A 22,689-nucleotide genomic window follows, 5' to 3' on the forward strand; every position below is an offset into this window, starting at 1 on the left:
TGTTGCCGTCTATTTTTATTATGACGTTTTTGCTGCTGCTTTAGAGGTCGCCTCCACGCGCTGCAAGTAAAAAAATCACGATCGGACCCGAAATCATAATCAGGGCAACAAAGGTTAACTGAAAAATGACTTCATAATTGACGCTTCCTAAAAAACTGGTTAACGCTTCCATATTCTCTCCCGTAATTACCCGACTGTTTTAAAAAATAATTAATTTTCTTCCAACATTGGATCATAACTGTCTGTTGGTGGTTTCTTCGGAAAGGCTTAACAAAACTTAATAATATAGAAATTCTTGGACTCGCTAGGTACATTTTTAATTAGCGCCTACTTTTGTCTGTATGGGATTACACTGTTTGCAGTTCCCACATTCAGTGAAGATAGACAGCCAATGCCTGTAAGCATTTAGTTCAGATAATTTCAGGAGTTTACCCTTACCGAATCATTATGCCAGAAAAACTTATTTCAGCCCCTAAAATTGGTCGTCCCCCTCTCCTTGCTTTTCTAACCTTATGTTTTGCACTGCTGGCTGTTTCCTTTGCGCCAATTTTTATCCGCCTTAGTGAAACCGAACTGGGGGCGAATGCAACGGTTTTTAACCGTCTGATTGTTTTTTTTGTTTTCTTCGGAAGCGGGCGTTGGATCAGTGGGAAACTCTCTCCTGCAACTGAGCAAAACCCAGAAAAAATTACGGGTCAACAATGGTGGTTACTTGGTTCTGTGGGGACGATCGCGACAATTTCCCTTGTCCTCTGGGCAATTTCTTTACAATACACCACTGTGGCCAAAAGTGTCCTCCTCAACAATCTCACGCCGATTTTTACCGCCCTCGGAAGTTGGCTGATTTTTGGTAAACAGTTTGATTCAAAATTTTTAATCGGAATGATCATTGCGGTGGCGGGTGCTGTTACTCTCGGCTTAGAAGACCTCAATGGTGCTGCAGAAGGGTCTTTAGTTGGGGATGTTTACGCTTTACTGTCTGCGGTCTTTTTAGGAACATATTTTTTAATTGTGGAACAGCTGCGATCGCGCTTTTCGGCAACAACAATTTTATTATGGCGTTGCGCCACAGGAAGTGCGGTTTTAGTTGTCATTATGTTATTCACAGGGGAGCAGATCTTTCCCACCACACAAGTAGCAATTTTAGCGGTACTCGGCTTAGGCTTAGTCAGCGAAGGATTAGGACAGCGATTACTCGCCGATAGTATGAACGTTTTCTCTTCCAGTTTTGTTTCTCTATTTTTACTCTTAGAACCAATTATTAGCGCGATCTTGGCTTGGTTTATTTTCACTGAAGGGTTAACCTTGACCACCTGGCTAGCGTTTGCTGTAGTTCTCACAGGAATTTATCTGGCGCAAACCAGTAAAGCTGCTAATGCTGATATTAGCGAAAATCAATCGTCTTAGAATTGTCATTCGTCATTAGAGACGTTCCCTAGAACATCTGTACATTAGTCCTTGGTGACCGAAAACCAATAACAAAATAATGGAATTCTTTTCAATTTTACTGGCGGGTTTGTTCAGTAGCCTTTCCCCGTTCGGTTGGATTGTGGATCAGAGGGTAGAGGCTGCTTTTCGATCGCGCGTGAATGCTGTGGACACCCTAGACGTGCGCGTCGATAATACCCCGAATTACCAACTTTTAAGAGGGAAACTGCAACGGTTACGTCTGGCGAGTCGTGGCGTAGAATTCACCCCAGATTTACGACTAAAAACCTTTGCGCTAGAAACTGACCTCATCGCCGTTGATTTCGAGACCTTCCGAGAGGGAAATTTTAGTTCCTTTTCCCAACTGCAAAACGCTCTCAAACAGCCCTTAAATGCTGCTTTCCAACTCACCTTCACCGAAAAAGATTTAAACCGCTTCTTCGCTACTGCTGAGGTCAAAACGCAGTTGAACGCGATCGCGCAACGGGTCGCACAGCAACTCCCTAGCACCCGCAATCAACGTTACAAATTATTAAGCACTACGGTTAATTTTACGGAAAACAATCGTCTGATCGTGGATCTCAAGCTGCGGGTCTCTCGTCGTCAAGGAGAGAGATTTCAAGACTTTGACCTGCGTGTTGCTTCTGGAATCAAGGTTCAACAAGGGAAAGAACTGATTTTTGTCGCACCAAGGATCACCGTTGATGGGAAACCTCTTCCCCCACGACTCGTCCCTATTATTGAACAAAGAATACGCGATCGCGTGAATTTAGGAAGATTACGTGAAGAAAAGATCATCGCCAGACTCTTACAATTAGAGATAGAAGAAGATGAGGTAAAATTAGCAGCGTTTGTACAGATTGCAAGCGGGGCTAGAGACGATTAAGGAAGACTTCCAAGAAACCACTCGTTCTCAACTTCTCCCGAACCAAATACCCATCCCCTAACAAGTGACTATGCAAGAGCAGAAAAAAGGTTATCAATTTTCAACCGGTTTGATTGCTGGTGTTTCTAGCGTCCTCATCATCGCAGGTGGGTTTGCTGCGTGGTGGGCGTGGACAGCGATTAAAGGAGAACAAACCCCGCCGTGGGTTTCCCAACCAAGTGAACCCAATGATTCTAATCCCTCGGAAAACCCAGTGGAGAAAGTAGAAGCAGAAGTCTATTGGTTAAAAGTCACTGACAATCAAATTGAATTAGCAGCCCAGCCCATGGTTGTGGAACAATCGGAAAACAGTGTGGTTGTGGAAAAAGCCTTGACTCAACTCCTTTCAGGAACGGAGAAAGAGGAGTACAGTAGCACCATCCCAGAAGCCACTCAACTCCGCAGCGTTAGTTTCCAAGACGATGGGATTCACGTTGATCTCTCAGAGGAGTTTACCTTTGGCGGTGGGAGTAGTTCTATGATGGGTCGTGTCGGACAAATTTTATACACCGCCACCAGTTTAGACCCGAAAGCAAAAGTTTGGTTAGAAGTAGAAGGAGAACCCCTAGAATATTTAGGGGGAGAAGGATTATATATTCCTCAACCCCTAACCCGAGATGAATTTCAAGCCAATTATCAACTTTAATAATTAATCGGGCTTGATTCGCATCAGGGTTTGACCAAATTCCACGGGTTCTCCATTTTTAACCGTAATTTCCATTACCTGTCCCGATACCTCAGTTTCAATTTCGTTCATAATTTTCATGGCTTCCACAATACAAACCGTTTGATTGGTTTGAATTTGGTCGCCCACTTTCACAAATGGCGGTTCTCCAGGTGCGGGGGCTTCATAAAATGTGCCAACAATGGGAGATGTAATGTCTTCCCATTCGCTTTGATCAGGAGACCGCATCGAAGGTGAGGAGGAGATCTCAGTTTCCTCAGTCGGAGAAGTTTCAGCAGGAGAGGGTTGCGGTTGAGGAGGAGAGGGAAGGGGTGTTTGCGGGGTAGCCGTGACTGATCCCTTGCGAACCGTCAGTTCAAATTGATCACTTTTGAGGCTAAATTCCGCAACATCAGCCTGGGAAATGGCGTTTAGTAGTTCACGAATTTCTTTAAAGTCTATTGACACCAATCATATATCCTATTCAACAGTTTTCATCTTATTTTCCCAAGTGAGTTGGTTCTAGACAAATTTTCCCTAGGATTCCCGACCGACATAGGTGTCGTTACGGGTGTCAATTTTAATCCGTTCTCCAACGGAGATAAATAAGGGAACCATCACCTGTGCGCCCGTTTCTACCGTCGCGGGTTTGCTTCCCCCAGTTGCGGTGTCGCCTTTGACCCCAGGATCAGTTTCCACCACTTCTAACACCACAGAGTTGGGGACTTCTACCTCTAAAATATTTCCTTCCCAATACACCGCACTGATTTCCATCCCTTCATTAATATATTTGGCGCGATCGCCGATCGTTTCAGGCGGAATCCGCACTTCTTCAAAGGATTCCATATCCATAAAGACATACTCATCCCCTTCCTTATAAGTATGTTGCATCTCTCGTTTTTCTAGGGTAGCTTGGGGAACGGTTTCTCCCGCGCGGAAGGTTCGTTCTACCACGTTTCCACTCTGGACATTTTTTAACTTCGTCCGCACGAAGGCTGATCCTTTACCTGGTTTAACGTGAAGAAACTCCACAACCCGCCAGACATTTCCTTCGAGTTCGATGGTCATCCCCGTTCTAAAATCGTTACTAGAAATCATTTGCTCGCAAGTCCTTGGCTTATCGCAATCAGCATTCTATTTTACCGCCCGATCGCGCTTCCCTTGCTATTTTTACCCTAATTTTTATTTCGAGCGTTTCCCAAACCCATTAAAATAAGCAAACGGTAGTCTTCATCAAGAAACTTGAAACGCTATGTCTTCTGATTTTAATTGGCTTTATCGCGGTACAACCGAAATTTTCCCCAATCAACCTGACTCGGATCATCCGAATGAAAATTTAGAACAGCGTCTCCTCCAAAGCGAAACCCCTTTACGAGTCAAATTAGGGATTGACCCCACAGGAACCGATATTCACCTTGGACACAGTATTCCTGTGCGGAAACTCCGCGCCTTTCAGGATGCAGGACATACCGCCGTGTTAATTATTGGTGATTTTACCGCGCAAATTGGCGACCCCACTGGAAAATCAGAAGTCCGCAAGCATTTAACCCCGAAAGAAGTGGAAGCCAACGCCAAAACCTATCTCGATCAACTGCGTCCTATCCTTGATTTTGACACCCCAGGACGGTTAGAAATTCGCTATAACTCAGAATGGTTAAAAGACCTTGATTTAAGCCAGATTTTAGAATTATTAGCCACCATGACCGTGGGACAAATGTTAGCCAAAGAAGGCTTCGCAGAACGCTATGAAAAAGACCAACCGATTTATCTCCATGAGTTTATGTATCCTTTAATGCAGGGCTATGATTCCGTTGCTGTTGAAGCTGATGTGGAGTTAGGAGGAACGGATCAAAAATTTAATATTGCTGTGGGAAGAGACTTACAACGCTACTTCAAAAAACGTCCCCAGTTTGGATTACTAACGCCGATTTTAATTGGAACTGATGGCGTACAAAAGATGTCGAAATCTTTAAATAATTATGTGGGATTAAAAGAAGATGCGTTGAGTATGTATTCTAAATTAGAGAAAGTTCCTGATGATCAAATTAAAACTTATTTTGAACTGCTGACAAACCTCCCCTTAGATCAGCTTCCCGAAAATCCTCGGGACTGTCAAAAATTATTAGGCTTAGAAGTCACCACTCATTATCATGGGAAAGACGTTGCTGAACAAGCCCAAAAATCAGCATTAAGTTTAGTTTCTGGACAAACAGGAGAAGCAGCAGCCGTTCCTGAATACAGCTTAGCAGAAATTGAGTTTCCAGTGAAGTTATTTTATCTGTTGAATAGAACTGGATTATGTGCCAGTAGTGGGGAAGGACGACGACAAATTAAAGGTGGTGCAGTGCGTTTAAATGGAGAAAAAGTAACCGATATCAATGCTGAATTTGAAGCGGCTGATGAGTTAACTGGAAAAACACTACAAGTTGGAAAGAAAAAGTTTGTTCGCTTAGTTGCTTAAATCTTGCACAAGGAACAAATAACAAATAACAAATAACAAATAACAATGAAGTATTTTTTTCTTACCGCAGGGTGGACAATTGGACGAGTTTGGGAATTTGGCGGACTATGGAACTCAAATTCCCGACGCAGACAACCCTACCTAAAACCGTTACCGATTTCTTTAGTTGAAAATGAAGAAAAACTGATTTTATACGAGGTAGAAGATGATGTTCTAATGGTAGAAGTTTTATCTCCAGAACAAAATGAGGGGAATTCTAGTGCAATTGGTCAAGTGTTTCTCAAGCGTTTGATTAGTGCAGAACAAGTCATTGGCTATTTAGCTAAAGCCAACGGTAAAATTCTTAATGATTCCCAAGAGTGGTCTTAACTTAAAAAACAACGAATACGCAACTAATCAGGTGTCCCTCAACCATTGCTGTAAATCTTGAAATCTCTCTTCTTCTTAAATTATGTCTCGTCCCATTCTTTATGTTGCCATTACCAGCCACGGATTCGGTCATGCGGTTCGCGCAGCTTCAGTTGCAGCAGCAGCCCAAGCCTTAGTTCCCGAGTTACTCCCCATTCTAGTGACAAAAGTTCCTCGTTGGCTATTGGAGTCTTATCTGTTTGGAGAATTTATACAGCGCGATCGCGCTTTAGATGTAGGCGTTGTCCAAAGTGACAGCATCCAAATGGATTTAGAAGCCACCCGCCAAGAATTAGAAAATATTCGTACTAATGAAGACCAAATCATTCAAGAAGAGGCGGAATTTATCGCCAGACAAGGCGCAAGTTTAGTGATTGCAGATATTCCTCACTTAGCAGGAAAAATTGCTAAAACCGCAGGAATTCCCTGTTGGTCAATTACAAATTTCGGTTGGGATTTTATTTATCGCGATTGGGGAGAAGACTTTCACGAACTCGCGGATTGGGTGAGTGAAGGCTATGGTTACAGCGATCGCGCGTTTCGCCTTCCCATGTATGAAGCAATGAGTGCATTCCCGAATTTGATGGATGTTGGCTTAACAGGGGGAATCCCAAAATGGGAAGCTGATGTGATTAGAGAACAATTTAACTTGACCAAACCCCAAGAAAAAACGGTTTTGCTTTCCTTTGGCGGTTTAGGATTACACAAAATCCCCTATGAAAATTTACAATATTTTACAGAGTGGCAATTTATCACCTTTGATCGGCAAGCGCCAGATCTGCCGAACTTACTCAAGGTAACGGATCATCAGTATCGCCCCTTAGATTTTATGCCTGTATCAGGGCGTGTGGTTTCCAAACCAGGATACAGCACCTTTTCTGAAGCCTTGCGTGTCGGAATTCCCATTGTTTCTTTACGTCGGGAACGGTTTGCTGAGTCGCCACTGTTATTAAATGGCATCGAAAATTATGCCTACCATCAAATTCTCTCCCCTGAATCGTTTTTTGAGGGAAGCTGGTCATTCTTGAAAGAGTCTCCGCAACCGCCTCGCCGTAGTGACACTGTAGAGAAAGATGGAACGGAAAAAATTGCCAGCGCGATCGCGCATTATTTTTCAACCCTCAACTGAATTAATAACGAACCAAACAACCCATAATGTCTGATTCTACTGCTGTTTCTGAAAAATTTCCCCAGTCAGTGGCTGAAGCCTTACACCAGGAAGAAAACTCCTCCACTCAAGATCCTGTAACTCTTGACTTAGCCTTAGAAGATGTTCATCGAGTCAACGAACAGCAACATCAACAAAGTCAACTGTTAGCAACAAAACTTAATATTCTCTTTGCCGTCAATGGTGGGGGCTTACTAACGGCTCTCGCTATTTCCAAGCTCATTTTAATTCCGAGTATCTTTAGTATTGCGGAAATGATTGGTTTTATGATCACCTTTGGCTTATTACTGAGTGCATTTCTCCCGCGTCAAGTTGCTGTAACTCCAAACTTGGGAAATCTGGAAGTGGTGCAACGTTATCTTAACCTCTCCAAGACAGAGTACCAACTGCAGATGATTGTGAACCTTGTGGAGACTTATAATGTAAATAAGCAAAGATTAGATGACAAGTCTAAATCATTAACCTATGCTGCTTATTCCACTTTTGCCATCGTGATTATTATTGTCTGTCACGTTCTTTCAATTTACTATCGCTCTGGTTCTTAATTTTTTGAATTAATTTTAATTATGAATACCCAATCAGAAAACAATCCTCATCATACAGACGATTTTTCTTCTGAAAAGGAGGGCAATCAAGAACAAGAAGAAGGGTTTAAACTTCCTGATCCAGACCTCGATAATGTCACCGTTTTAACAGAAAGTTTACCGAATAATCCGATTATTCCTTGGCATCATTACGATTCTCCGTGGGAATCTAATGAAGAAGAGGAAGAAGATCAAGACAGTGAAAAAAGTGAGGCAAACGAAAATAATACTGATTAAGTCATCAAAACAAAGAAGAAAGAAGAATCTAAAGATGTTCCATGGAACGTCGCCAAAGAACGAAAAATAATGAGTCATTATCAAACCACCTTGACCGTTAAAACAACGGGGAAATGTTTACATAAAATTACCTCAAAAGTTGCATCAATTGTTGCTCAATCGGGTGTCGAAAGAGGATTGTGTACCGTCTTTATTCGTCATACCTCAGCCAGTTTGATGATTCAGGAAAATGCCGATCCTGATGTATTAACGGATCTGTCAAACTTCATGAAAAAATTAGTCCCAGAAGATCGCAGTCTCTATGTTCACAATGCCGAAGGACCTGATGATATGCCTGCCCATATTCGGTCAGTTTTAACCAAGACTTCGGAACAAATCCCCATTGATCGCGGACAATTAATGTTAGGGACGTGGCAAGGGATTTACCTATGGGAACATCGCGATCGCGCTCATTCGAGAGAACTAGTCGTTCATATTAGTGGCAACTAATCACTCAAGCCGACACCGCTTAATTTTTCTTAGACTAAAGAAAGGGAACATTTCCTTCCCACCCTTCCCTTGCTTGTCGATCACAGAGATTACCATATCTGAATCAAACTTATGAAAAAAACATTTGGCGCCAAACCCCATCGCAAGCGGATTTCCCGCTACTTCCTCCCCCTGGCAACTGGTTGGATGATTCTCCAAAGTGTTTTTCTCCCCTCCCCAACACTGGCGCAAAATAAGTCTAATGAATTAAGCTACAGTCAGTTTTTGCAAAAAATCGAGCAAGGAGAAGTAGAAAGAGTCGAACTCGATCCCCGCGCTAACAGCGCCATTGTGGAAATTATCGGTGAAAGTGGTGAAACGGTGAAGCGGGAAGTGCAGTTATTTGACGAAAACAGCGCATTAATCACTCGCTTGCGCGATAGTAAGATTCCCATTGATGTCGAAGCCTCTGATAATAATGCTGAAACCGCAAGTATTATCGCCAATGGGGTCTTGATTTTATTGTTAATCGGTGGACTCGCCCTGATCATTCGTCGTTCCGCGAAAGCCTCAGGACAAGCGATGAGTTTTGGTAAATCCCGCGCCCGCTACCAAGTGGAAGACCAGACTGGCGTTCGTTTTGACGATGTAGCGGGGATTGATGAAGCCAAAGAAGAATTACAAGAAGTGGTGACTTTCCTGAAAGAAACCGAACGCTTTACCGCAGTAGGGGCAAAAATTCCAAAAGGAGTGTTATTAGTGGGATCGCCCGGAACGGGCAAAACCCTCCTCGCCAAAGCCGTATCTGGAGAAGCAGGAGTCCCCTTTTACAGCATTTCTGGATCAGAGTTTGTGGAAATGTTTGTGGGTGTCGGTGCGTCTCGGGTCAGAGATTTATTTAAAAAAGCAAAAGAAAACGCCCCCTGTTTAGTCTTTATTGATGAAATTGATGCGGTGGGACGCAAACGCGGTGCTGGTGTCGGTGGGGGAAATGATGAACGAGAACAAACCCTCAACCAGTTGTTAACAGAAATGAATGGCTTTGAAGAAAACGCTGGAGTCATTGTCATTGCAGCGACGAACCGCCCTGATGTCCTTGATCCGGCGTTAATGCGTCCAGGACGGTTTGATCGTCAAATTACCGTTGATTTGCCTAGTTATAAAGGGCGTTTAGGGATTTTAGATGTCCATTCCCGTAATAAGAAACTTGACCCAGATGTGTCTCTAGAGGCGATCGCGCGGAGAACTCCCGGTTTATCGGGTGCTGATTTAGCCAATCTTCTCAATGAAGCAGCGATTCTCACCGCACGGCGCTTCAAAGAAACCATTACCATGCTAGAAATTGATGACGCGCTTGATCGCATTACCATTGGCTTAAGTTTGAATCCTCTTCTGGATAGCAAGAAAAAACGCCTCATTGCCTACCATGAAGTGGGACACGCCCTGTTAATGACTCTCTTAGAACATTCTGATCCTTTGAATAAGGTGACGATTATTCCTCGCGCTGGCGGTGTCGGGGGCTTTGCCCAACAAAATTTTAATGAAGATATGGTGGATAGTGGCTTATACACTCGCGCTTGGATTATTGACCGCATTACCATCACTTTAGGGGGACGGGCTGCGGAAAAAGAAATCTTTGGCGATGCCGAAGTGACGGCGGGTGCGAGTAACGATTTAAAGGTAGTGTCCAACTTGGCGCGAGAAATGGTGACCCGTTACGGAATGTCTGATTTGGGACCCTTAGCACTAGAAAGTCAAAATGATCAGGTGTTTTTAGGACGCGGGGATGCCAATCAACATAATGAGTATTCCGAGGAAGTGGCGACCAAGATTGACCAACAAGTCCGCGCGATCGCGCTGCGCTGTTATGAAAAAGCACGCCAGATGATCCGCGAAAATCGGGCGTTAATCGATCATCTGGTTGATCTTCTCCTCTATGAAGAAACCATTGAAGGAGAAGAGTTTCGGAAAATTGTCTCTCAATACACTCAACTCCCGAAAAAACAACTGGTTTCTTCAGGAAATCAGTAAGTGATTACTGAGGAATCTCGGTGCGACAAGCCTACGGCATCGGATAGAGACAGCAGCCCATGTTCGTCTAGTTTTTGGGTTAATCCTGCCATCACCCGTCGTGGCATTAAGGGGCCTTCGTAAATCCAACCAGTGTAAACCTGTAATAGAGTCGCCCCAGCCGTGATTTTTTCCCAAGCATCCTCAGCCGTGAAGATTCCTCCCACGCCAATAATAGGCAGTTTTCCTTCCGTTTCGTCATAAATAAAGCGGATGATTTCTGTGGCGCGATCGCGCAAAGGTTTCCCACTAAGGCCTCCTGCTTCTTCTGTTACAGGCTTTCCGGTTTTTGCTAATACTTTTGTCTTCAATCCTTCCCGCGCGATCGTGGTATTAGTGGCGATCATCCCTGCCAATTGATACTGAGTCGCAATTGTCAGCACCTCCCGAATCGCATCCCATGTTAAATCGGGTGCAATTTTCACTAAGATCGGTTTTTGGTCTGGATTATTGCTTTGGATGGCTTCGAGAATTAAACTCAGTTGAGCACTATCTTGCAGCGATCGTAAGCCAGGAGTATTAGGAGAACTGACATTAACCACAAAATAATCCCCCCAGTCTCGTAACCGTAAAAAACTCGTCCGATAATCACTCGCTGCTTCTTCTAAAGGCGTAATCTTAGACTTACCGAGATTAATTCCCCAAGGGGCTTTCCGTTCTCGTTGCGCCTGTTTTTGCAAGCATTCAGCGAGGGCTTGACTCCCCTCATTATTAAACCCCATGCGGTTCAGCGCAGCCTCATCTTCCAATAATCGAAACAAACGGGGTCGAGGGTTTCCTGGTTGCGGATGTTCAGTTACTGTTCCCAACTCCGTATAACCAAACCCAAGACGATCCCAAATACTAGCAGCAACCCCATTTTTATCAAATCCTGCTGCTAAGCCTAAGGGGTTCGGAAACGTGATTCCCCAAAGGGTTTGGGATAGTCTTTTTTCGGAGTAACACCATTGGGAAGCCACTTGTTGCAAAATTAAATTAGCTGGAAATCGATCTTGATTTTTTTCTAACCACTGCAGCAGATTCATGCTGTGGTTGTGTAACCATTCTGGATCAGCTTTGAGGCGGGAAAAAAGAAGCGGACGAACAAACGTTTTATACATAATTCTTGTTTTCTGTTATACAGATTTTTCTCTTGAGAAAACCCTCTCAACCAATAACAAAAATTAAATCATTTGTCTTGATTTCCTTAAAAAACGCTAGATAATTTAGAAAATTGTTGTAATCCAAAAATTAATCCTTCACAAACCCCCGTTAAAAAATCCAAATCTAGAGTTTCAATTGTATCGGTTGGTTGATGGTAATGTGGATTCCGTAAAAAAGAAGTATCGGTAACCATCATTGCTTTATACCCTTGATCCCAAAAGGGAGAATGATCGCTCAAGCGCGTCTCAGGAATCATCGTTCCTGAAAACGGAACTGATAACCATTCACTCGGCGTTCCACTATGACGCATTTGACGAGTAAAAAACCGACTTTCCTGAGTGGTTGCTAAATTTCCCACAAAGGCAATAAAGTTTCCTGTGTGAGGATAAAACCGATCAATCAGAGGCGGATAATCCTGTGAATCAGGCTCTTGACAACAGTAGCCTAACATTTCCAGAGAAAACATCAGACGAATTTTTTCATTATTTTCCTTTAATTGTTGGGCATAAACTTCACTCCCGACCATGCCATATTCTTCTAAATCAAAGGCAATAAAGCGTAAGGGAATCGGAAGTGGGTTTTCAGAAAACACGCGCATTAATTCCAGTAATACAGCAACCCCTGTTCCATTATCATCCGCCCCTGGCGTTCCTGGAACACTGTCATAATGAGCAGCGACTAAAATCGGGGGTTTTTCGCTGCCATTTTCTGCGGGAAGATTCAAAACATAATTGTGATGCGTTTCCCCTTGAAATTCAAAATCATGAGTTTCTAAAGCCCCCCATTTTTGAAATTGTTCGCGAATATATTGTTGAACGTAAAAGTGTCCCCCGCTACTAAAATAGGGATGCCGATCGCGCACGATTTGTTGCAGATGTTCATGGAGTCGTGCTTTTAAGGTCATTTATCTAAATATAAAACTGAATTAAATATAATTATAACTAATCCTAATTTAAGAGCACTCTAACGATAGATTTAGCCAGTTTCCAAATGTTGTAAAGCAGACCACACCAATTATTGAAAACTTTTAGCTATTTTTCGCTTGTGCACTCTTCCCTCCAAATAGGGTATAAGTTTTGCTTATTTAACAAAAGATTAATTCTCTCATTTCTAATGCTCCCTGTACAAACAGACATTATCTCTTAGTATCAGTAATGAGGCGATATGAAATCTGAGCCAAGTTATTGCTGTTATAAAGGAGAAACTAAAAAATGGCAAGTTACAAAGTTACTTTAATCAACGAAGAAATGGGACTCAACGAGACCATTGAAGTTCCTGATGATGAGTACATCCTTGACGTTGCAGAAGAAGAAGGGATTGATCTTCCCTATTCCTGCCGTGCTGGTGCTTGCTCCACTTGTGCCGGTAAAATCAAAGAAGGAGAAATTGATCAATCTGACCAGTCCTTCTTAGATGACGATCAAATCGAAGCAGGCTACGTTCTCACTTGTGTTGCTTATCCTGCTTCTGACTGCACCATCATTACTCACCAAGAAGAAGAACTCTACTAAGTTCAAGGCTAGTTGTTTCCCCGAACAAGCTAGCGCATCTCCCCTGCATGAAAGATGTGGGGGAAATTTTTTTTCGGGTTTCTCCATCTCTTCAATACTACGTCGCAAGATAGGAATTAAGCAGAATTTTTATATCCCCCCTAGGAGGATAGACCGCTCTTGTTTTATGATGGACATAAATGCCTAAAAAGTAGCGAATTCGACTGATCATGCCCTAATATCTGGGCAGAATGGCTCGAATCTTGCTTTTAGACACTCACTAGAATAGACATCAGTCACTAAAACTATGTTGAAGCAAATTACTACAACTCTAAAAGACTTATTCCCCGCAGAAGCAGTCCATGCACACTGCGATGGTCCCTGTGGCGTTTATGATCCTTCCTCTGCTCGTATCGCTGCCGAAGCTGTGCTCTCAATGACGAAAAAGCTCATTGATCTCGAACCGAAAGACGACAGCAAAGAAGCACAAATTGCATATCAAAACACCTTCTCCCGTTTTGTGCAAATCAAAGAAGAACAAGCACAAATCACAAAAGAAGAGCTCTTAATTCTCTGGACTGACTACTTCAAAGAAAAGCATTTAGAGCAATATCCAGACCTCCACACCACTTTCTGGAAAGCAGCAAAACTCTGCTCTGCTTGCAAAATGGAAGTTAACCAACAACACGCGCAAGAACTAATGGATACGGTTCAAAAAATCCACAATATGTTCTGGCAATCCAAAGAGCGCGATATTCCATGGTATCAAGCTAGCTAAATCGGTCTTAACTTTCCGTCTTACCAGAAACGATAGGGTGGGCTTTCTTTGCCCCCCTATTTGTGTCGTCGAGAGTTTTAACCCTCGTCCATCAGCAGCGTTAACTCATCTCCAATCTGCTGCCACAACTTTTCTGCTCCAGTGACATGAAGTTTCAGTTCTCCTGTCAACAAGACATTTACTGCATCAATCACCACCGCGTTTTTCGGCGCGGGGAGTTGCAAGAGATTCGGATCAGTTTCTGGACTTAAAATACCATCCACTGCGGGTGCAGCTTCGATTTCATGTTTGGGATCTAGAGGAAACTGCCAAGCGGGATGAGTGAATTTCGGTTCAGTGATGGGCTCTTCTTCCCATGGATCAGGGAGAATTTCAACAGGAATTTTTTGAGCAACAGTATCAATCATGACTTTCCCTTCCTCGTTACGGACTACCCTTCCCCACTCCCAATTCGATCCTATCAATGTTCCCATGCAAAAGACGTAAAGAATCTCGAAGCAGACTTCCCCTGTTTCAGTACAAATAATAAGCCAGCAAACTGGTAACAATGGATGGATTTTCCAGATGAGGCAAAACCCCAGTTCTGGGGATGATATGGAAACCTTGAATTAGATCTGGGTTTAAGTTGGCTAAGCGTTTTCCTTGTTGCGGACGGCTAAAGCGAGATTGTGCGCCCCAGATTAAAATCGTGGGTACTTTTAAATCTGGCATATATTCTGCTAAATCAAAACAGATATCGCCCCTTAAAGAAGCTAGGGCTGCATATTCCGCATTGGGCTTTAACGCCGAAGCTAAATAAGCAGAAACGATTTCTTCATTAAGACGAGACGGATCCGCAAACAAAAACTGTTCTAAAAAATTCCGAACCGCCCATTCATTAGCAGCCCCAACCGCATAAATTAACTGATCTAACCCTGGTACACTCAGCAGTTGTGAGGATGCTTGTTGGCGATAATCTTCACTAAAATCCCGATAACCCGAGGGAGACACTAACAGTAAGCCTCGAAAGAGTTCAGGTTTGGTAATGGCTAAACGAATGGTTAAACCTGCAGTTAAAGAAGATGCAACCACCCAAGCTGGTGCAGTAGTGGTTTGTTCGAGAAGGGTTTGGATAATATTGAGGTAGTCTTCTGGAGAGTAACGAATTTGAGGATGATGGGAATCTCCCCAGCCAATGAGATCCGGTGCGATAACGTGATGGGTCGTGGCGAAACTGGGATAAACTTGTGACCATTCATAAGCTGAAGATCCTCCGCCTAAGCTATGGAGAAAAACTAAAGGATCGCGCTGTGGAGTGGTTTCGGGATAGAAGGCTTGATCGGGGACTGAATATACCATTTGCCCCAGTTTGGTGGAGAGGGTGCGCTGTTGAAAACCAATGGGTTGATACTGTCGCATTTTGCTAAGAATGAGAAGTCATGCTGGGGTGACATCATCAGTTTAGCGCGAGGCAACTTTTTGCCGTAACTCAGCAAGTTTTTCCCGTACTGATTCATGGCTATATTCATCTTCAGGATGAGGCGGATCCCCCGGTTTTTGGAAATAAGGACGTTCTTCGTACATTTGTCCCCATTTCAAGTCTGCTTGTCGCACCATTTCATAGAAGAGTTCTTGGTTTTGCAAGATTTTGTCGATGATTTTTTCTAAGCTAGTGAGAGGAGAGTCTAGGTGCTGACTCACGATAGAATCTGATTTTACCCATCGCTTTAAAACTGCTTGTAGTGCGCCAGAGGAGTCGGGAAGATGGCGATCAATATACAAGTTGATTTCTGTGGTGACTTGCACCAGTTTGGGAACGGGAGATTCGCCTTTTAAGAAGTTTCCGCCTTCCCGCGCGATCGCGCTGGCAAGAGAATAGCGTTGCTCTGATACAATTTCCCGTTGGAGGTTGTTATCTTGTTCTCTTTTTTGCTGGTCTTCGTTATCTTGAGGGGGATTCATAAGCAAATATGGAGACTTATGGTTTAATCATAATCCGACAATTGATCATTTTGTCTGAGTTCTTAAAATTATTCAAATGCGTGTGATTATTCAGCGAGTCAAATCCTCACAAGTGACAGTCAATGGCGAAATTATAGGCGCGATCGGACGAGGATTAAATTTATTGGTGGGAATTGCCCCCTCTGACACCGAAACAGAAGTCAATTGGATGGTACGCAAGTGTCTTGATCTGAGATTATTTCCCAAAGAAAACGGAAATTCAGGTTGGGATTATTCTGTGCAAGACATTCAAGGAGAGATTTTAGTGGTTAGCCAATTCACTCTTTATGGTGACTGTCGCAAAGGTCGTCGTCCCTCTTTTAGTGGATCGGCTTCTCCTGAATCTGCCGAATTTTTCTATGATCTTTTTGTTAGTAAACTCAAGGAAAGCGGTTTGTCTGTCGCCACAGGAAAATTTGGAGCAAATATGCAGGTTAGCATTGAAAATGATGGTCCAGTTACGCTTTTCTTAGAACGGGATAGTTGAGATTAAAAAAGAACAAGATATAGCCTTTCTGAGTCTGTTGAGAAAACTAACCAATGTCGAGACCTTCCATGGGACTTCTCCCAGTGACCAGTTACCAAAGAACGAAGAACCAAGAACCAAGAACAAAAATTTGGAATCTACCTGATCAGAGTGAAAACGCCTATACTACATCAAAGTTTTCGGTTTAACATTGAAATTAAATAAGCCAAAAATAATCCAAAAGACTAAGAACCCTCCTGTTAAAATTAAAACGGGCATTCCTCCTAACTGAAACACCAAAATGGGGGCTGCTGCGGTAAAGAAACCGCCTCCCATAATCGGTTCAAAGAGCAATTGCTTATAGGCAAAACTTTCTAACGCTTCGGTTTCATTAGCTGGATCGACCATTTGCAGCAATAATAAACCAGTTGCTGTTACTCCCATGGATTGTCCAATATCGCCAATTCCGCGTTCAAACCAATGAGTGGGAAGAATGCGCGGGGCAAAGAATAGAAAAGCAAAAATATTCCAAGCAATACCAGCAACGGATAAAATTAAAAATGGGATGAGGTTTGTCCCCAATACACCCAGAGAAATGGACGCGATCGCGCTGAAAATAACGGCATCCAAAGCAACCCCAGCAATATTTTTCTGTAGCGGTCTTAGAATTAACCCATCTAGCCCTAAACGCCTCATAGAAATTTGAACAATTAACCCACCAATCAGCGCCATCGGAAATAAAGGGACATAGTTCATAATTTCAATGTCTATTTTACTCCAAGTGAGGGCTTCTAATTCTTTTAATCCTTCTAAAATGAGCCAGCCTAATGTCAGCGCGATCGCGACAAATCCTAAATTAATCGATAAGGGATCGATTAATAAATTTTTCCCTAAACTTTTATATTCCGTTTGCAACTCATGGGAATCATCGCCAGCTTCCTGAGGAGAAGAATCGAAAGATAAATCAGGTTTATGTCCTGAAGAAATATGACCTTTTCTCCGTCCCCAATTAATCAAAATTGTTCCCGTCACTACACCAGAAATCAAGCCGACTGTTGCTAAGCCTAACGCAATTTCTCCTCCTTCCTGAAAGCCAAAATCATCTAAAACAGCAGCCATTCCTGCAGCCGTTCCATGACCCCCTTCAAACGCCATTTCAATCAGTGCACCTGCAATGGGATTCATGCCAAAAACAGGAGTTAAAACCAGCAGTGTCATTCCTAAGCCAACCACATATTGTCCCCACGCCAAAATTTGAGAAAACGCGACTTGAGGCGCAACTTTCTGCCAAATTTCTTTGGGGCTGGGAATGGTTTCCCCGAGAAAAAGTGTCGCAAACACAAGATTAATAAAAACACTGGGAGCTTGTGACCAAACGGTAGCAATATTTTCTGGAAAAATCCCTTGATGAGCCAAGAAGCTGGAAGCTGGAACTAGATGACCTAATCCTTCTTTTCCTAGTAATAAAGCTAAGCCTCCCGCGAGGATCGATTCTGGTAAATAAAGTAAATCAAACAGCTTAATTGTCTGTTTTAAAAATCGTCCAATCAGGAGGAATAGCCCTAAAACGATAAACGCTGCAAAAACATCTCCTAATCCTAAGTTAGTGGTGTTCAATTGACTATAATCCTTCCTCTTCTGAACTACGATATAAGACAGTCCCTACTTCTAGATGAGTGCAGTAGAGACAGGTTACAGTGTGGGAGCTTTCCTGTCAGCAAGTAGTAGCAATTATTACATTTCAGGGATGCAAAGGTTCAATAATGTATTGAATCTGACCTAAGATAGAGAAAAAACTTCCCTTTTTGCCCGTAAAAGTGATTTATAGTATATTATATAATGCTTTTAATCACCTAAAAATCTAGATTAAGTTACTGGATTAAGACGTTTCTAATTGCCACTGGGCAACATCTCCCACCTGTACCCTTCCACCCGTAATCACTTGACCACAGGCCCCACCGCGCCAGTTATCGTATAAGGCTGCTTTTAATCCCAATTGCACCTCATCCATTCGTTCGCAGGGTTTGGCTTCGTTAAAAATTCGGATGCGACAGTCTCCCAACTGTAAGATCTGTTTGCGACGATTCGCTAAATCAAGCCCTCGCACCAGAATATTTGCTCGTCGCGCTGTGGGATCAATCTTCACTCCCAATTCTGCTATGGCTTGTTCCCAGACCGCAGCATCAAGGATAGTAATCTGTCGCCGTCCCCCTTGATCAGCATTTCCCACTAGTCCTTGGTTTGCAACCATTTCTGCTTGTTCTACAGCATCCATGGGACCCCGTTTAAATCGTTTAATCCAAATCGCTTCCACCCGTCCTTCTGTCATGTTCTGTTTTGTCATATTCAAGAGAATGTTTTTACTTTATTCTCCTGATCATGAAACAGATCGGAAACATTAACTAACCGGTAGATTAACTGTTTTGACGGTTGCTAATCAAAGCGACTAAACTAAAGGCTTTAGCCCTTCTAAATAATGGGATATAGCCTGATGAAACCAGCAATTACTGGAACCTTTCTTGATGAAATTACTCATGATATTCCCTCTCAAAATTGGCGCGATCGCGCTTGGGAAAAAGATTTTGCAGCAATGCAACAGGTGGGAATTGATACCGTCATCTTAATCCGCGCTGGTTATAAAGCACAAGCAACATTCCCCTCCCAGACTTTACAAGACAACATTGGTATTCTTCCCGTTTATACTGACTTAGTTGAATTATTCCTCACTCTCGCCAACCGTTATGGAATGACTTTTTATTTTGGGACGTATGACTCTGGGAATTATTGGCTAAACGGAGATTATCGAACCGAAACCGATATCAACAAAGCATTTTGTGAAGAGTTTATTGAGCGTTACGGACATCATTCTGCTTTTGGTGGGTGGTATATCAGTCATGAAATTAATACTTACAATGAAGGCATGATGCACGTTTACGAAGATCTTTCCCGTCATCTGAAGCAACTGCGAGACGTTCCCATTTTAATCTCACCTTATATCAAAGGCATTAAACAATTTGGTCATCGAGCGATTTCTCTTGATGAACATATCCACGAGTGGGAATCGGTTTTTGCTCGCTTACAGGGAATTGTAGATATTGTCGCCTTTCAAGATGGAAATGTTGCCTATCGAGACTTACCAGAATACTTACAAGCCAACCGCAAACTCGCCAGCAAATATGGATTAACCTCATGGAGTAATGTGGAGAGTTTTGATCGGGATGTGGCGCTAAAGTTTCCGCCTCTAGACTTTCGCAAACTGCGCTATAAAATTGAGCAAGCCGAAGCTGCTGCTGTTGATAAACTGATTACCTTTGAATTTTCTCATTTTATGAGTCCCAACTCCATTTACCCCTCCGCGCACCATCTACACCAGCAATATTGGGAGTGGATTAACAATCGAGAAAGTTGAAGTGACCAGTGACCAGTGACCAGTGATCAGTGAACAGTGACCAGTGACCAATACCTGTCTTAGGTTAGAAAAATTAATGTTTTCCCTGTAACTTTTTCGTTACTTTCCTTAAAATAAAGTAAACAAGTGTAAACTTTTTGAGCTTGTTCGTAATTATTTAAGAAATGTCGCAATTAAGCCAATATATAAAAATGTCCCATCCTTTCTTCCGTCGCTTCCTTCTCCTCTTCATTAGCTGTTGCTTTGGTTTAACCGCATGGCTGAGTCATCCGCTACAAGCCCAAGCCTATGATGATCCCTCTTTACTCCCGCAAGAAGAAACGCCCATTATTGATTTAGCGAATTTTTTGCCCAAATTACAAGAAGAATCATTAATTGAAGATATCGAGGAATTTGAAGCGGAAACAGGTTGGAAACTCCGTATTTTAACTCAATATGACCAAACCCCAGGTCGTGCGGTAAAAAACTATTGGGGGCTAAATGATCAAAGTGTTTTACTCGTTGCTGATGCTCGTGGGGGAAATCTTCTCGCGTTTAATGTGGGAGATGATGTCTATGATGTCCTTCCTCGCACCTTTTGGGTGGAACTGCAAACCCGTTTCGGAAATATGTATTATGTGCGGGAAAATGGCGAAAACAACGCGATCGCGCAATCTTTAGATACAGTCAAAGGCTGCTTAGCAAAAGGCGGTTGTAGCGTCGTTCCAGGCTTACCGCGAGAACAATGGATTCTCACCCTCATTACATCTGTTGTCGGTGGAGTTGTCTTTGGTTTAGCAGCACGCCCCCGCAAAGAAGATCAAGTGATTGCTTGGCAATGGGCGTTAATTTTCTCTCCACTCTGGGGTATTCTCTTTATAGCCTTTGGTATCGGACCAGTTGTCACTCGAACTGCGGACTGGCTCCCTCTGCTACGGAATGTCCTTGGATTTATGTTAGGGGCGTTAGTGGTGTATTTAACCCCTATCATCAATGAATCCGCACGCTCTGAAGGTAAAACATAAAATTAATTAGAGGCGTTCCCCTGAGCGTCTCTTATTTATTAGTCATTAGTCATTGGTCATTAGTCATTAGTCATTGGTCATTGGTCATTGGTCATTGGTCATTGGTCATTAGTCATTGGTCATTAGTCATTGGTCATTAGTCATTGGTCATTGGTCATTGGTCATTAGTCATTGGTCATTGGTCATTAGTCATTGGTCATTGGTCATTAGTTACTGGAACTGATAACTGATCACTGGTCACTGATGACTGGTCACTGATTTCCCTAAAAGCACTCGTCGCGGTTGCTTCAAGAGCCAAGCGGTGACACTGGGTTCAATGCGACACTGTTGATACCCCGATCGCGCATAGAGTTTTTGTGCTCCTTCATTATTATCCAACACATGAAGATAAATTTGCTTAAAGCCCCACTGACGGCTCACTTGTTCACAGCTACGCAACAAACGCTGTGCAATCCCTTGTCGGCGATACTGAGGACTCACCGCTAGATTAGAAATATAAGTGGATTGATACTGTTTCGGAATCCATCCTTCAGGACAGTTTAAACCCAGTTCTACTGTTCCTGTAATTTTACCTGTAGAAGCTGCAGTTGCCACTAAACAAGTATAGTAAGCGCGATCGCTGCTCATGCGACTGCGAATATCTTCATAAATCCCAAACTTCAAAAAAGGATACATCAATATCCCCAAGCCTTGAGGGGAATGAAAGCTCTGGGTCAAAACCTCAGTAACCCCTCCCAAATCATCAAAGCGGGCGGGGCGAATCGTAAAACTATCGGTCGGACAGGGATTGGATACAGAAGACGAGGAGGTTGGAAAAGGAGAAGAGTAAGCGTTCACAGTCATTCTACGAAAGAAATCTGACTTAGTTTAAGATATCGCGGGTTCTACTTTATTATTGTCGTTTGAATGCAATTAAATAACACATTCATCAGCAGGAACATAGATTATTTTTCTGAGATTTTTCTTTCTAAATAAGGAAATCAACTGTCGCACTCTAACAATTTTCAGTTTCAAATGCGCCAAATGGGTCAATGCTAGCACATCTCGCCTTATCTCTCCGTCGTCATTAGTCATTTATTAAGTGGGTAGTTTTGTTTCTTCTTTTTGACTATCCACTATAGCAATCCTAAATCAGTTATACCCCCCCAGCAATCCCCCTTTAATTCCCCCTTAGTAAGGGGGGTGGGGGGGATCGTAATGTTGAGCTAGTTCTTACAAATGAGATCATATTGCTATATCCACTATCCACTGGTAACTGGTAACTGGTCACTGATCACTGGTAACTGATCGGTTATGCCATTGTTGCAGCAACCCAAAATAAACCATCTACCAATAACGTGCTGAGGATCGCGCCACTAAACGCCCACCAAGGTAGCGTATTTTGCCTAATCCCAAAGATTCCCAACCCAGAAAGAAGACTAACAATTGTGATTGCACAAACCGCACTCCAAGGCGTTTGCATCTGAGCAAGGGCATCTTGGAAAATGGGTTTATATAAAGCGGGATCAACACGCATCAATTCTCGCCAGTGAGGCATTAAACCCGTTAAATAGAAGTAAACATCGGTGAGTGCAGTTCCCAGTAATGATCCCAAGTAAAATAAGTTGCCCACTTGTCCCCAGCCTCTAGCCAAAGCAAAAAAGGCAAAGGGTAAACCAATCGCCTCTACTGGTAAATGAATGATCGGTTCCCAGCGAAACCATCCCCAATAAATCGATCCCGCGAGCCAACTCCAAGTAAAGCCAATAATCAAATCGCCCCAGAGTGAGGTTTTGGGGCGACGAAACCAAGCAATCCCTAATCCGAGCCATCCCAGCGTCAGAATTAAACTCATGATAGGAAATTCTCGCACCATGGGCGCTTGGGCAAAAACAGGAATGGAGACTAAAAAGCCAGATGCGCCAAAGACTAGCCAGTGCTTTTGTTTGAGGAGAAACGCTCTCCCGTAAATTTGGAGGCGTTCGCTAACTTCGGCAATTGATGGGGGAAACCAAGAACTTTTAAAC

Annotated in this window: 27 protein-coding genes; 15 read left to right on the top strand and 12 right to left on the bottom strand. The window is 43.0% G+C overall.

What is annotated here, in order from left to right:
* Window positions 1-40: 40 nt before the first annotated feature.
* Window positions 41-172, bottom strand: coding sequence for a photosystem II reaction center protein Ycf12/Psb30 (psb30, locus tag PCC7418_RS14435; protein ID WP_015226925.1), 132 nt, complete (start codon window positions 170-172; stop codon window positions 41-43).
* Window positions 173-447: 275 nt separating this feature from the next.
* Between psb30 and PCC7418_RS14440 the strand changes: the two genes are divergently transcribed.
* The 3 genes from PCC7418_RS14440 (at window position 448) to PCC7418_RS14450 (ending at window position 2,999) form a co-directional block, all read left to right on the top strand.
* Window positions 448-1,407, top strand: a complete 960-nt coding sequence (locus tag PCC7418_RS14440) for a DMT family transporter (protein WP_015226926.1) — start codon at window positions 448-450, stop codon at window positions 1,405-1,407.
* 79 nt (window positions 1,408-1,486) lie between these two features.
* Window positions 1,487-2,314, top strand: a complete 828-nt coding sequence (locus PCC7418_RS14445) for a DUF2993 domain-containing protein (protein ID WP_015226927.1) — start codon at window positions 1,487-1,489, stop codon at window positions 2,312-2,314.
* 70 nt (window positions 2,315-2,384) lie between these two features.
* Window positions 2,385-2,999 carry a GerMN domain-containing protein gene (locus PCC7418_RS14450; RefSeq protein WP_015226928.1) on the top strand — a complete coding sequence of 205 codons (615 nt, stop codon included), beginning with the start codon at window positions 2,385-2,387 and terminating at the stop codon, window positions 2,997-2,999.
* 3 nt (window positions 3,000-3,002) lie between these two features.
* On the opposite strand, the gene accB is transcribed toward PCC7418_RS14450, so the two are convergent.
* Both accB and efp read right to left on the bottom strand, forming a co-directional pair.
* A complete protein-coding gene (gene accB, locus PCC7418_RS14455) occupies window positions 3,003-3,485 on the bottom strand; it encodes an acetyl-CoA carboxylase biotin carboxyl carrier protein (RefSeq protein ID WP_015226929.1) in 483 nt (160 codons plus the stop codon).
* 69 nt (window positions 3,486-3,554) lie between these two features.
* Window positions 3,555-4,115 (bottom strand): elongation factor P, encoded by a 561-nt coding sequence (gene efp / locus PCC7418_RS14460; protein ID WP_015226930.1) that lies wholly within the window; start codon window positions 4,113-4,115, stop codon window positions 3,555-3,557.
* A gap of 154 nt (window positions 4,116-4,269) precedes the next feature.
* Here efp and tyrS point away from each other — a divergent pair, with 154 nt between their 5' ends.
* The 7 genes from tyrS to ftsH all read left to right on the top strand — a co-directional run bounded on the left by tyrS (window position 4,270) and on the right by ftsH (window position 10,374).
* Window positions 4,270-5,478 (top strand): tyrosine--tRNA ligase, encoded by a 1,209-nt coding sequence (gene tyrS, locus PCC7418_RS14465; protein WP_015226931.1) that lies wholly within the window; start codon window positions 4,270-4,272, stop codon window positions 5,476-5,478.
* Between the two features lie 45 nt (window positions 5,479-5,523).
* Complete coding sequence (locus PCC7418_RS14470; protein WP_015226932.1) at window positions 5,524-5,847, top strand: hypothetical protein; 324 nt, start codon at window positions 5,524-5,526, stop codon at window positions 5,845-5,847.
* Window positions 5,848-5,929: 82 nt separating this feature from the next.
* A complete protein-coding gene (locus tag PCC7418_RS14475; RefSeq protein WP_015226933.1) occupies window positions 5,930-7,015 on the top strand; it encodes a hypothetical protein in 1,086 nt (361 codons plus the stop codon).
* A 26-nt stretch (window positions 7,016-7,041) separates the two neighbouring features.
* Window positions 7,042-7,599 (top strand): hypothetical protein, encoded by a 558-nt coding sequence (locus tag PCC7418_RS14480; RefSeq protein WP_015226934.1) that lies wholly within the window; start codon window positions 7,042-7,044, stop codon window positions 7,597-7,599.
* A gap of 21 nt (window positions 7,600-7,620) precedes the next feature.
* On the top strand, window positions 7,621-7,875 hold the full coding sequence (locus PCC7418_RS14485) for a hypothetical protein (RefSeq protein WP_015226935.1): 255 nt from the start codon (window positions 7,621-7,623) through the stop codon (window positions 7,873-7,875).
* A 69-nt stretch (window positions 7,876-7,944) separates the two neighbouring features.
* Window positions 7,945-8,364, top strand: a complete 420-nt coding sequence (locus PCC7418_RS14490; RefSeq protein ID WP_015226936.1) for a secondary thiamine-phosphate synthase enzyme YjbQ — start codon at window positions 7,945-7,947, stop codon at window positions 8,362-8,364.
* Window positions 8,365-8,475: 111 nt separating this feature from the next.
* Complete coding sequence (gene ftsH / locus PCC7418_RS14495; RefSeq protein ID WP_015226937.1) at window positions 8,476-10,374, top strand: ATP-dependent zinc metalloprotease FtsH; 1,899 nt, start codon at window positions 8,476-8,478, stop codon at window positions 10,372-10,374.
* Here the strand turns inward: ftsH and PCC7418_RS14500 are convergent.
* Both PCC7418_RS14500 and PCC7418_RS14505 read right to left on the bottom strand, forming a co-directional pair.
* On the bottom strand, window positions 10,368-11,513 hold the full coding sequence (locus tag PCC7418_RS14500) for a quinone-dependent dihydroorotate dehydrogenase (RefSeq protein WP_015226938.1): 1,146 nt from the start codon (window positions 11,511-11,513) through the stop codon (window positions 10,368-10,370). The genes ftsH and PCC7418_RS14500 overlap by 7 nt on opposite strands.
* Window positions 11,514-11,599: 86 nt before the next feature.
* Window positions 11,600-12,460, bottom strand: coding sequence for a M28 family peptidase (locus PCC7418_RS14505; protein ID WP_015226939.1), 861 nt, complete (start codon window positions 12,458-12,460; stop codon window positions 11,600-11,602).
* Window positions 12,461-12,767: 307 nt separating this feature from the next.
* Between PCC7418_RS14505 and PCC7418_RS14510 the strand changes: the two genes are divergently transcribed.
* Window positions 12,768-13,067: a ferredoxin gene (locus PCC7418_RS14510; protein ID WP_015226940.1), complete on the top strand. Its 300-nt coding sequence runs from the start codon at window positions 12,768-12,770 to the stop codon at window positions 13,065-13,067.
* Window positions 13,068-13,353: 286 nt separating this feature from the next.
* Window positions 13,354-13,824, top strand: coding sequence for a superoxide dismutase, Ni (gene sodN, locus PCC7418_RS14515; RefSeq protein WP_015226941.1), 471 nt, complete (start codon window positions 13,354-13,356; stop codon window positions 13,822-13,824).
* A gap of 77 nt (window positions 13,825-13,901) precedes the next feature.
* Here the strand turns inward: sodN and PCC7418_RS14520 are convergent, their stop codons facing one another.
* The 3 genes from PCC7418_RS14520 to PCC7418_RS14530 all read right to left on the bottom strand — a co-directional run bounded on the left by PCC7418_RS14520 (window position 13,902) and on the right by PCC7418_RS14530 (window position 15,765).
* Complete coding sequence (locus tag PCC7418_RS14520) at window positions 13,902-14,231, bottom strand: hypothetical protein (RefSeq protein ID WP_015226942.1); 330 nt, start codon at window positions 14,229-14,231, stop codon at window positions 13,902-13,904.
* A gap of 106 nt (window positions 14,232-14,337) precedes the next feature.
* On the bottom strand, window positions 14,338-15,222 hold the full coding sequence (locus PCC7418_RS14525) for an alpha/beta fold hydrolase (RefSeq protein ID WP_015226943.1): 885 nt from the start codon (window positions 15,220-15,222) through the stop codon (window positions 14,338-14,340).
* A gap of 42 nt (window positions 15,223-15,264) precedes the next feature.
* On the bottom strand, window positions 15,265-15,765 hold the full coding sequence (locus tag PCC7418_RS14530) for a hypothetical protein (protein ID WP_015226944.1): 501 nt from the start codon (window positions 15,763-15,765) through the stop codon (window positions 15,265-15,267).
* A 76-nt stretch (window positions 15,766-15,841) separates the two neighbouring features.
* On the opposite strand from PCC7418_RS14530, the gene dtd reads away from it, so the two are divergent.
* Window positions 15,842-16,291: a D-aminoacyl-tRNA deacylase gene (dtd, locus tag PCC7418_RS14535; RefSeq protein WP_015226945.1), complete on the top strand. Its 450-nt coding sequence runs from the start codon at window positions 15,842-15,844 to the stop codon at window positions 16,289-16,291.
* Window positions 16,292-16,456: 165 nt separating this feature from the next.
* On the opposite strand, the gene PCC7418_RS14540 is transcribed toward dtd, so the two are convergent.
* Together PCC7418_RS14540 and PCC7418_RS14545 are read right to left on the bottom strand one after the other, a co-directional pair.
* Window positions 16,457-17,887 carry a sodium/glutamate symporter gene (locus tag PCC7418_RS14540; protein WP_015226946.1) on the bottom strand — a complete coding sequence of 477 codons (1,431 nt, stop codon included), beginning with the start codon at window positions 17,885-17,887 and terminating at the stop codon, window positions 16,457-16,459.
* A 262-nt stretch (window positions 17,888-18,149) separates the two neighbouring features.
* Window positions 18,150-18,614, bottom strand: a complete 465-nt coding sequence (locus tag PCC7418_RS14545) for an MOSC domain-containing protein (RefSeq protein WP_015226947.1) — start codon at window positions 18,612-18,614, stop codon at window positions 18,150-18,152.
* A gap of 147 nt (window positions 18,615-18,761) precedes the next feature.
* On the opposite strand from PCC7418_RS14545, the gene PCC7418_RS14550 reads away from it, so the two are divergent.
* Window positions 18,762-19,679, top strand: a complete 918-nt coding sequence (locus PCC7418_RS14550) for a DUF4434 domain-containing protein (protein ID WP_015226948.1) — start codon at window positions 18,762-18,764, stop codon at window positions 19,677-19,679.
* A gap of 191 nt (window positions 19,680-19,870) precedes the next feature.
* Complete coding sequence (locus PCC7418_RS14555; protein WP_015226949.1) at window positions 19,871-20,683, top strand: TPM domain-containing protein; 813 nt, start codon at window positions 19,871-19,873, stop codon at window positions 20,681-20,683.
* Between the two features lie 237 nt (window positions 20,684-20,920).
* Here the strand turns inward: PCC7418_RS14555 and PCC7418_RS14560 are convergent, their stop codons facing one another.
* Window positions 20,921-21,526: a GNAT family N-acetyltransferase gene (locus PCC7418_RS14560; RefSeq protein WP_015226950.1), complete on the bottom strand. Its 606-nt coding sequence runs from the start codon at window positions 21,524-21,526 to the stop codon at window positions 20,921-20,923.
* A 448-nt stretch (window positions 21,527-21,974) separates the two neighbouring features.
* Window positions 21,975-22,634 (bottom strand): DUF3120 domain-containing protein, encoded by a 660-nt coding sequence (locus tag PCC7418_RS14565; RefSeq protein ID WP_235620804.1) that lies wholly within the window; start codon window positions 22,632-22,634, stop codon window positions 21,975-21,977.
* Window positions 22,635-22,689 lie beyond the last annotated feature (55 nt).

The sequence above is a fragment of the Halothece sp. PCC 7418 genome (assembly GCF_000317635.1).
GTDB lineage: Bacteria > Cyanobacteriota > Cyanobacteriia > Cyanobacteriales > Rubidibacteraceae > Halothece.

What these genes read in the sequence shown, in the direction of transcription:
- PCC7418_RS14500 (WP_015226938.1), bottom strand. Translation starts at nt 11,513, where the DNA reads ATGTATAAAACGTTTGTTCGTCCGCTTCTTTTTTCCCGCCTCAAAGCT.
- tyrS (WP_015226931.1), top strand. Translation starts at nt 4,270, where the DNA reads ATGTCTTCTGATTTTAATTGGCTTTATCGCGGTACAACCGAAATTTTC.
- PCC7418_RS14530 (WP_015226944.1), bottom strand. Translation starts at nt 15,765, where the DNA reads ATGAATCCCCCTCAAGATAACGAAGACCAGCAAAAAAGAGAACAAGAT.
- PCC7418_RS14485 (WP_015226935.1), top strand. Translation starts at nt 7,621, where the DNA reads ATGAATACCCAATCAGAAAACAATCCTCATCATACAGACGATTTTTCT.
- PCC7418_RS14475 (WP_015226933.1), top strand. Translation starts at nt 5,930, where the DNA reads ATGTCTCGTCCCATTCTTTATGTTGCCATTACCAGCCACGGATTCGGT.
- psb30 (WP_015226925.1), bottom strand. Translation starts at nt 172, where the DNA reads ATGGAAGCGTTAACCAGTTTTTTAGGAAGCGTCAATTATGAAGTCATT.
- PCC7418_RS14450 (WP_015226928.1), top strand. Translation starts at nt 2,385, where the DNA reads ATGCAAGAGCAGAAAAAAGGTTATCAATTTTCAACCGGTTTGATTGCT.
- PCC7418_RS14550 (WP_015226948.1), top strand. Translation starts at nt 18,762, where the DNA reads ATGAAACCAGCAATTACTGGAACCTTTCTTGATGAAATTACTCATGAT.
- PCC7418_RS14490 (WP_015226936.1), top strand. Translation starts at nt 7,945, where the DNA reads ATGAGTCATTATCAAACCACCTTGACCGTTAAAACAACGGGGAAATGT.
- PCC7418_RS14560 (WP_015226950.1), bottom strand. Translation starts at nt 21,526, where the DNA reads ATGACTGTGAACGCTTACTCTTCTCCTTTTCCAACCTCCTCGTCTTCT.
- PCC7418_RS14445 (WP_015226927.1), top strand. Translation starts at nt 1,487, where the DNA reads ATGGAATTCTTTTCAATTTTACTGGCGGGTTTGTTCAGTAGCCTTTCC.
- PCC7418_RS14520 (WP_015226942.1), bottom strand. Translation starts at nt 14,231, where the DNA reads ATGATTGATACTGTTGCTCAAAAAATTCCTGTTGAAATTCTCCCTGAT.
- PCC7418_RS14510 (WP_015226940.1), top strand. Translation starts at nt 12,768, where the DNA reads ATGGCAAGTTACAAAGTTACTTTAATCAACGAAGAAATGGGACTCAAC.
- PCC7418_RS14545 (WP_015226947.1), bottom strand. Translation starts at nt 18,614, where the DNA reads ATGACAAAACAGAACATGACAGAAGGACGGGTGGAAGCGATTTGGATT.
- PCC7418_RS14480 (WP_015226934.1), top strand. Translation starts at nt 7,042, where the DNA reads ATGTCTGATTCTACTGCTGTTTCTGAAAAATTTCCCCAGTCAGTGGCT.
- PCC7418_RS14470 (WP_015226932.1), top strand. Translation starts at nt 5,524, where the DNA reads ATGAAGTATTTTTTTCTTACCGCAGGGTGGACAATTGGACGAGTTTGG.
- PCC7418_RS14525 (WP_015226943.1), bottom strand. Translation starts at nt 15,222, where the DNA reads ATGCGACAGTATCAACCCATTGGTTTTCAACAGCGCACCCTCTCCACC.
- PCC7418_RS14440 (WP_015226926.1), top strand. Translation starts at nt 448, where the DNA reads ATGCCAGAAAAACTTATTTCAGCCCCTAAAATTGGTCGTCCCCCTCTC.
- dtd (WP_015226945.1), top strand. Translation starts at nt 15,842, where the DNA reads ATGCGTGTGATTATTCAGCGAGTCAAATCCTCACAAGTGACAGTCAAT.
- sodN (WP_015226941.1), top strand. Translation starts at nt 13,354, where the DNA reads ATGTTGAAGCAAATTACTACAACTCTAAAAGACTTATTCCCCGCAGAA.
- ftsH (WP_015226937.1), top strand. Translation starts at nt 8,476, where the DNA reads ATGAAAAAAACATTTGGCGCCAAACCCCATCGCAAGCGGATTTCCCGC.
- efp (WP_015226930.1), bottom strand. Translation starts at nt 4,115, where the DNA reads ATGATTTCTAGTAACGATTTTAGAACGGGGATGACCATCGAACTCGAA.
- PCC7418_RS14505 (WP_015226939.1), bottom strand. Translation starts at nt 12,460, where the DNA reads ATGACCTTAAAAGCACGACTCCATGAACATCTGCAACAAATCGTGCGC.
- PCC7418_RS14555 (WP_015226949.1), top strand. Translation starts at nt 19,871, where the DNA reads ATGTCCCATCCTTTCTTCCGTCGCTTCCTTCTCCTCTTCATTAGCTGT.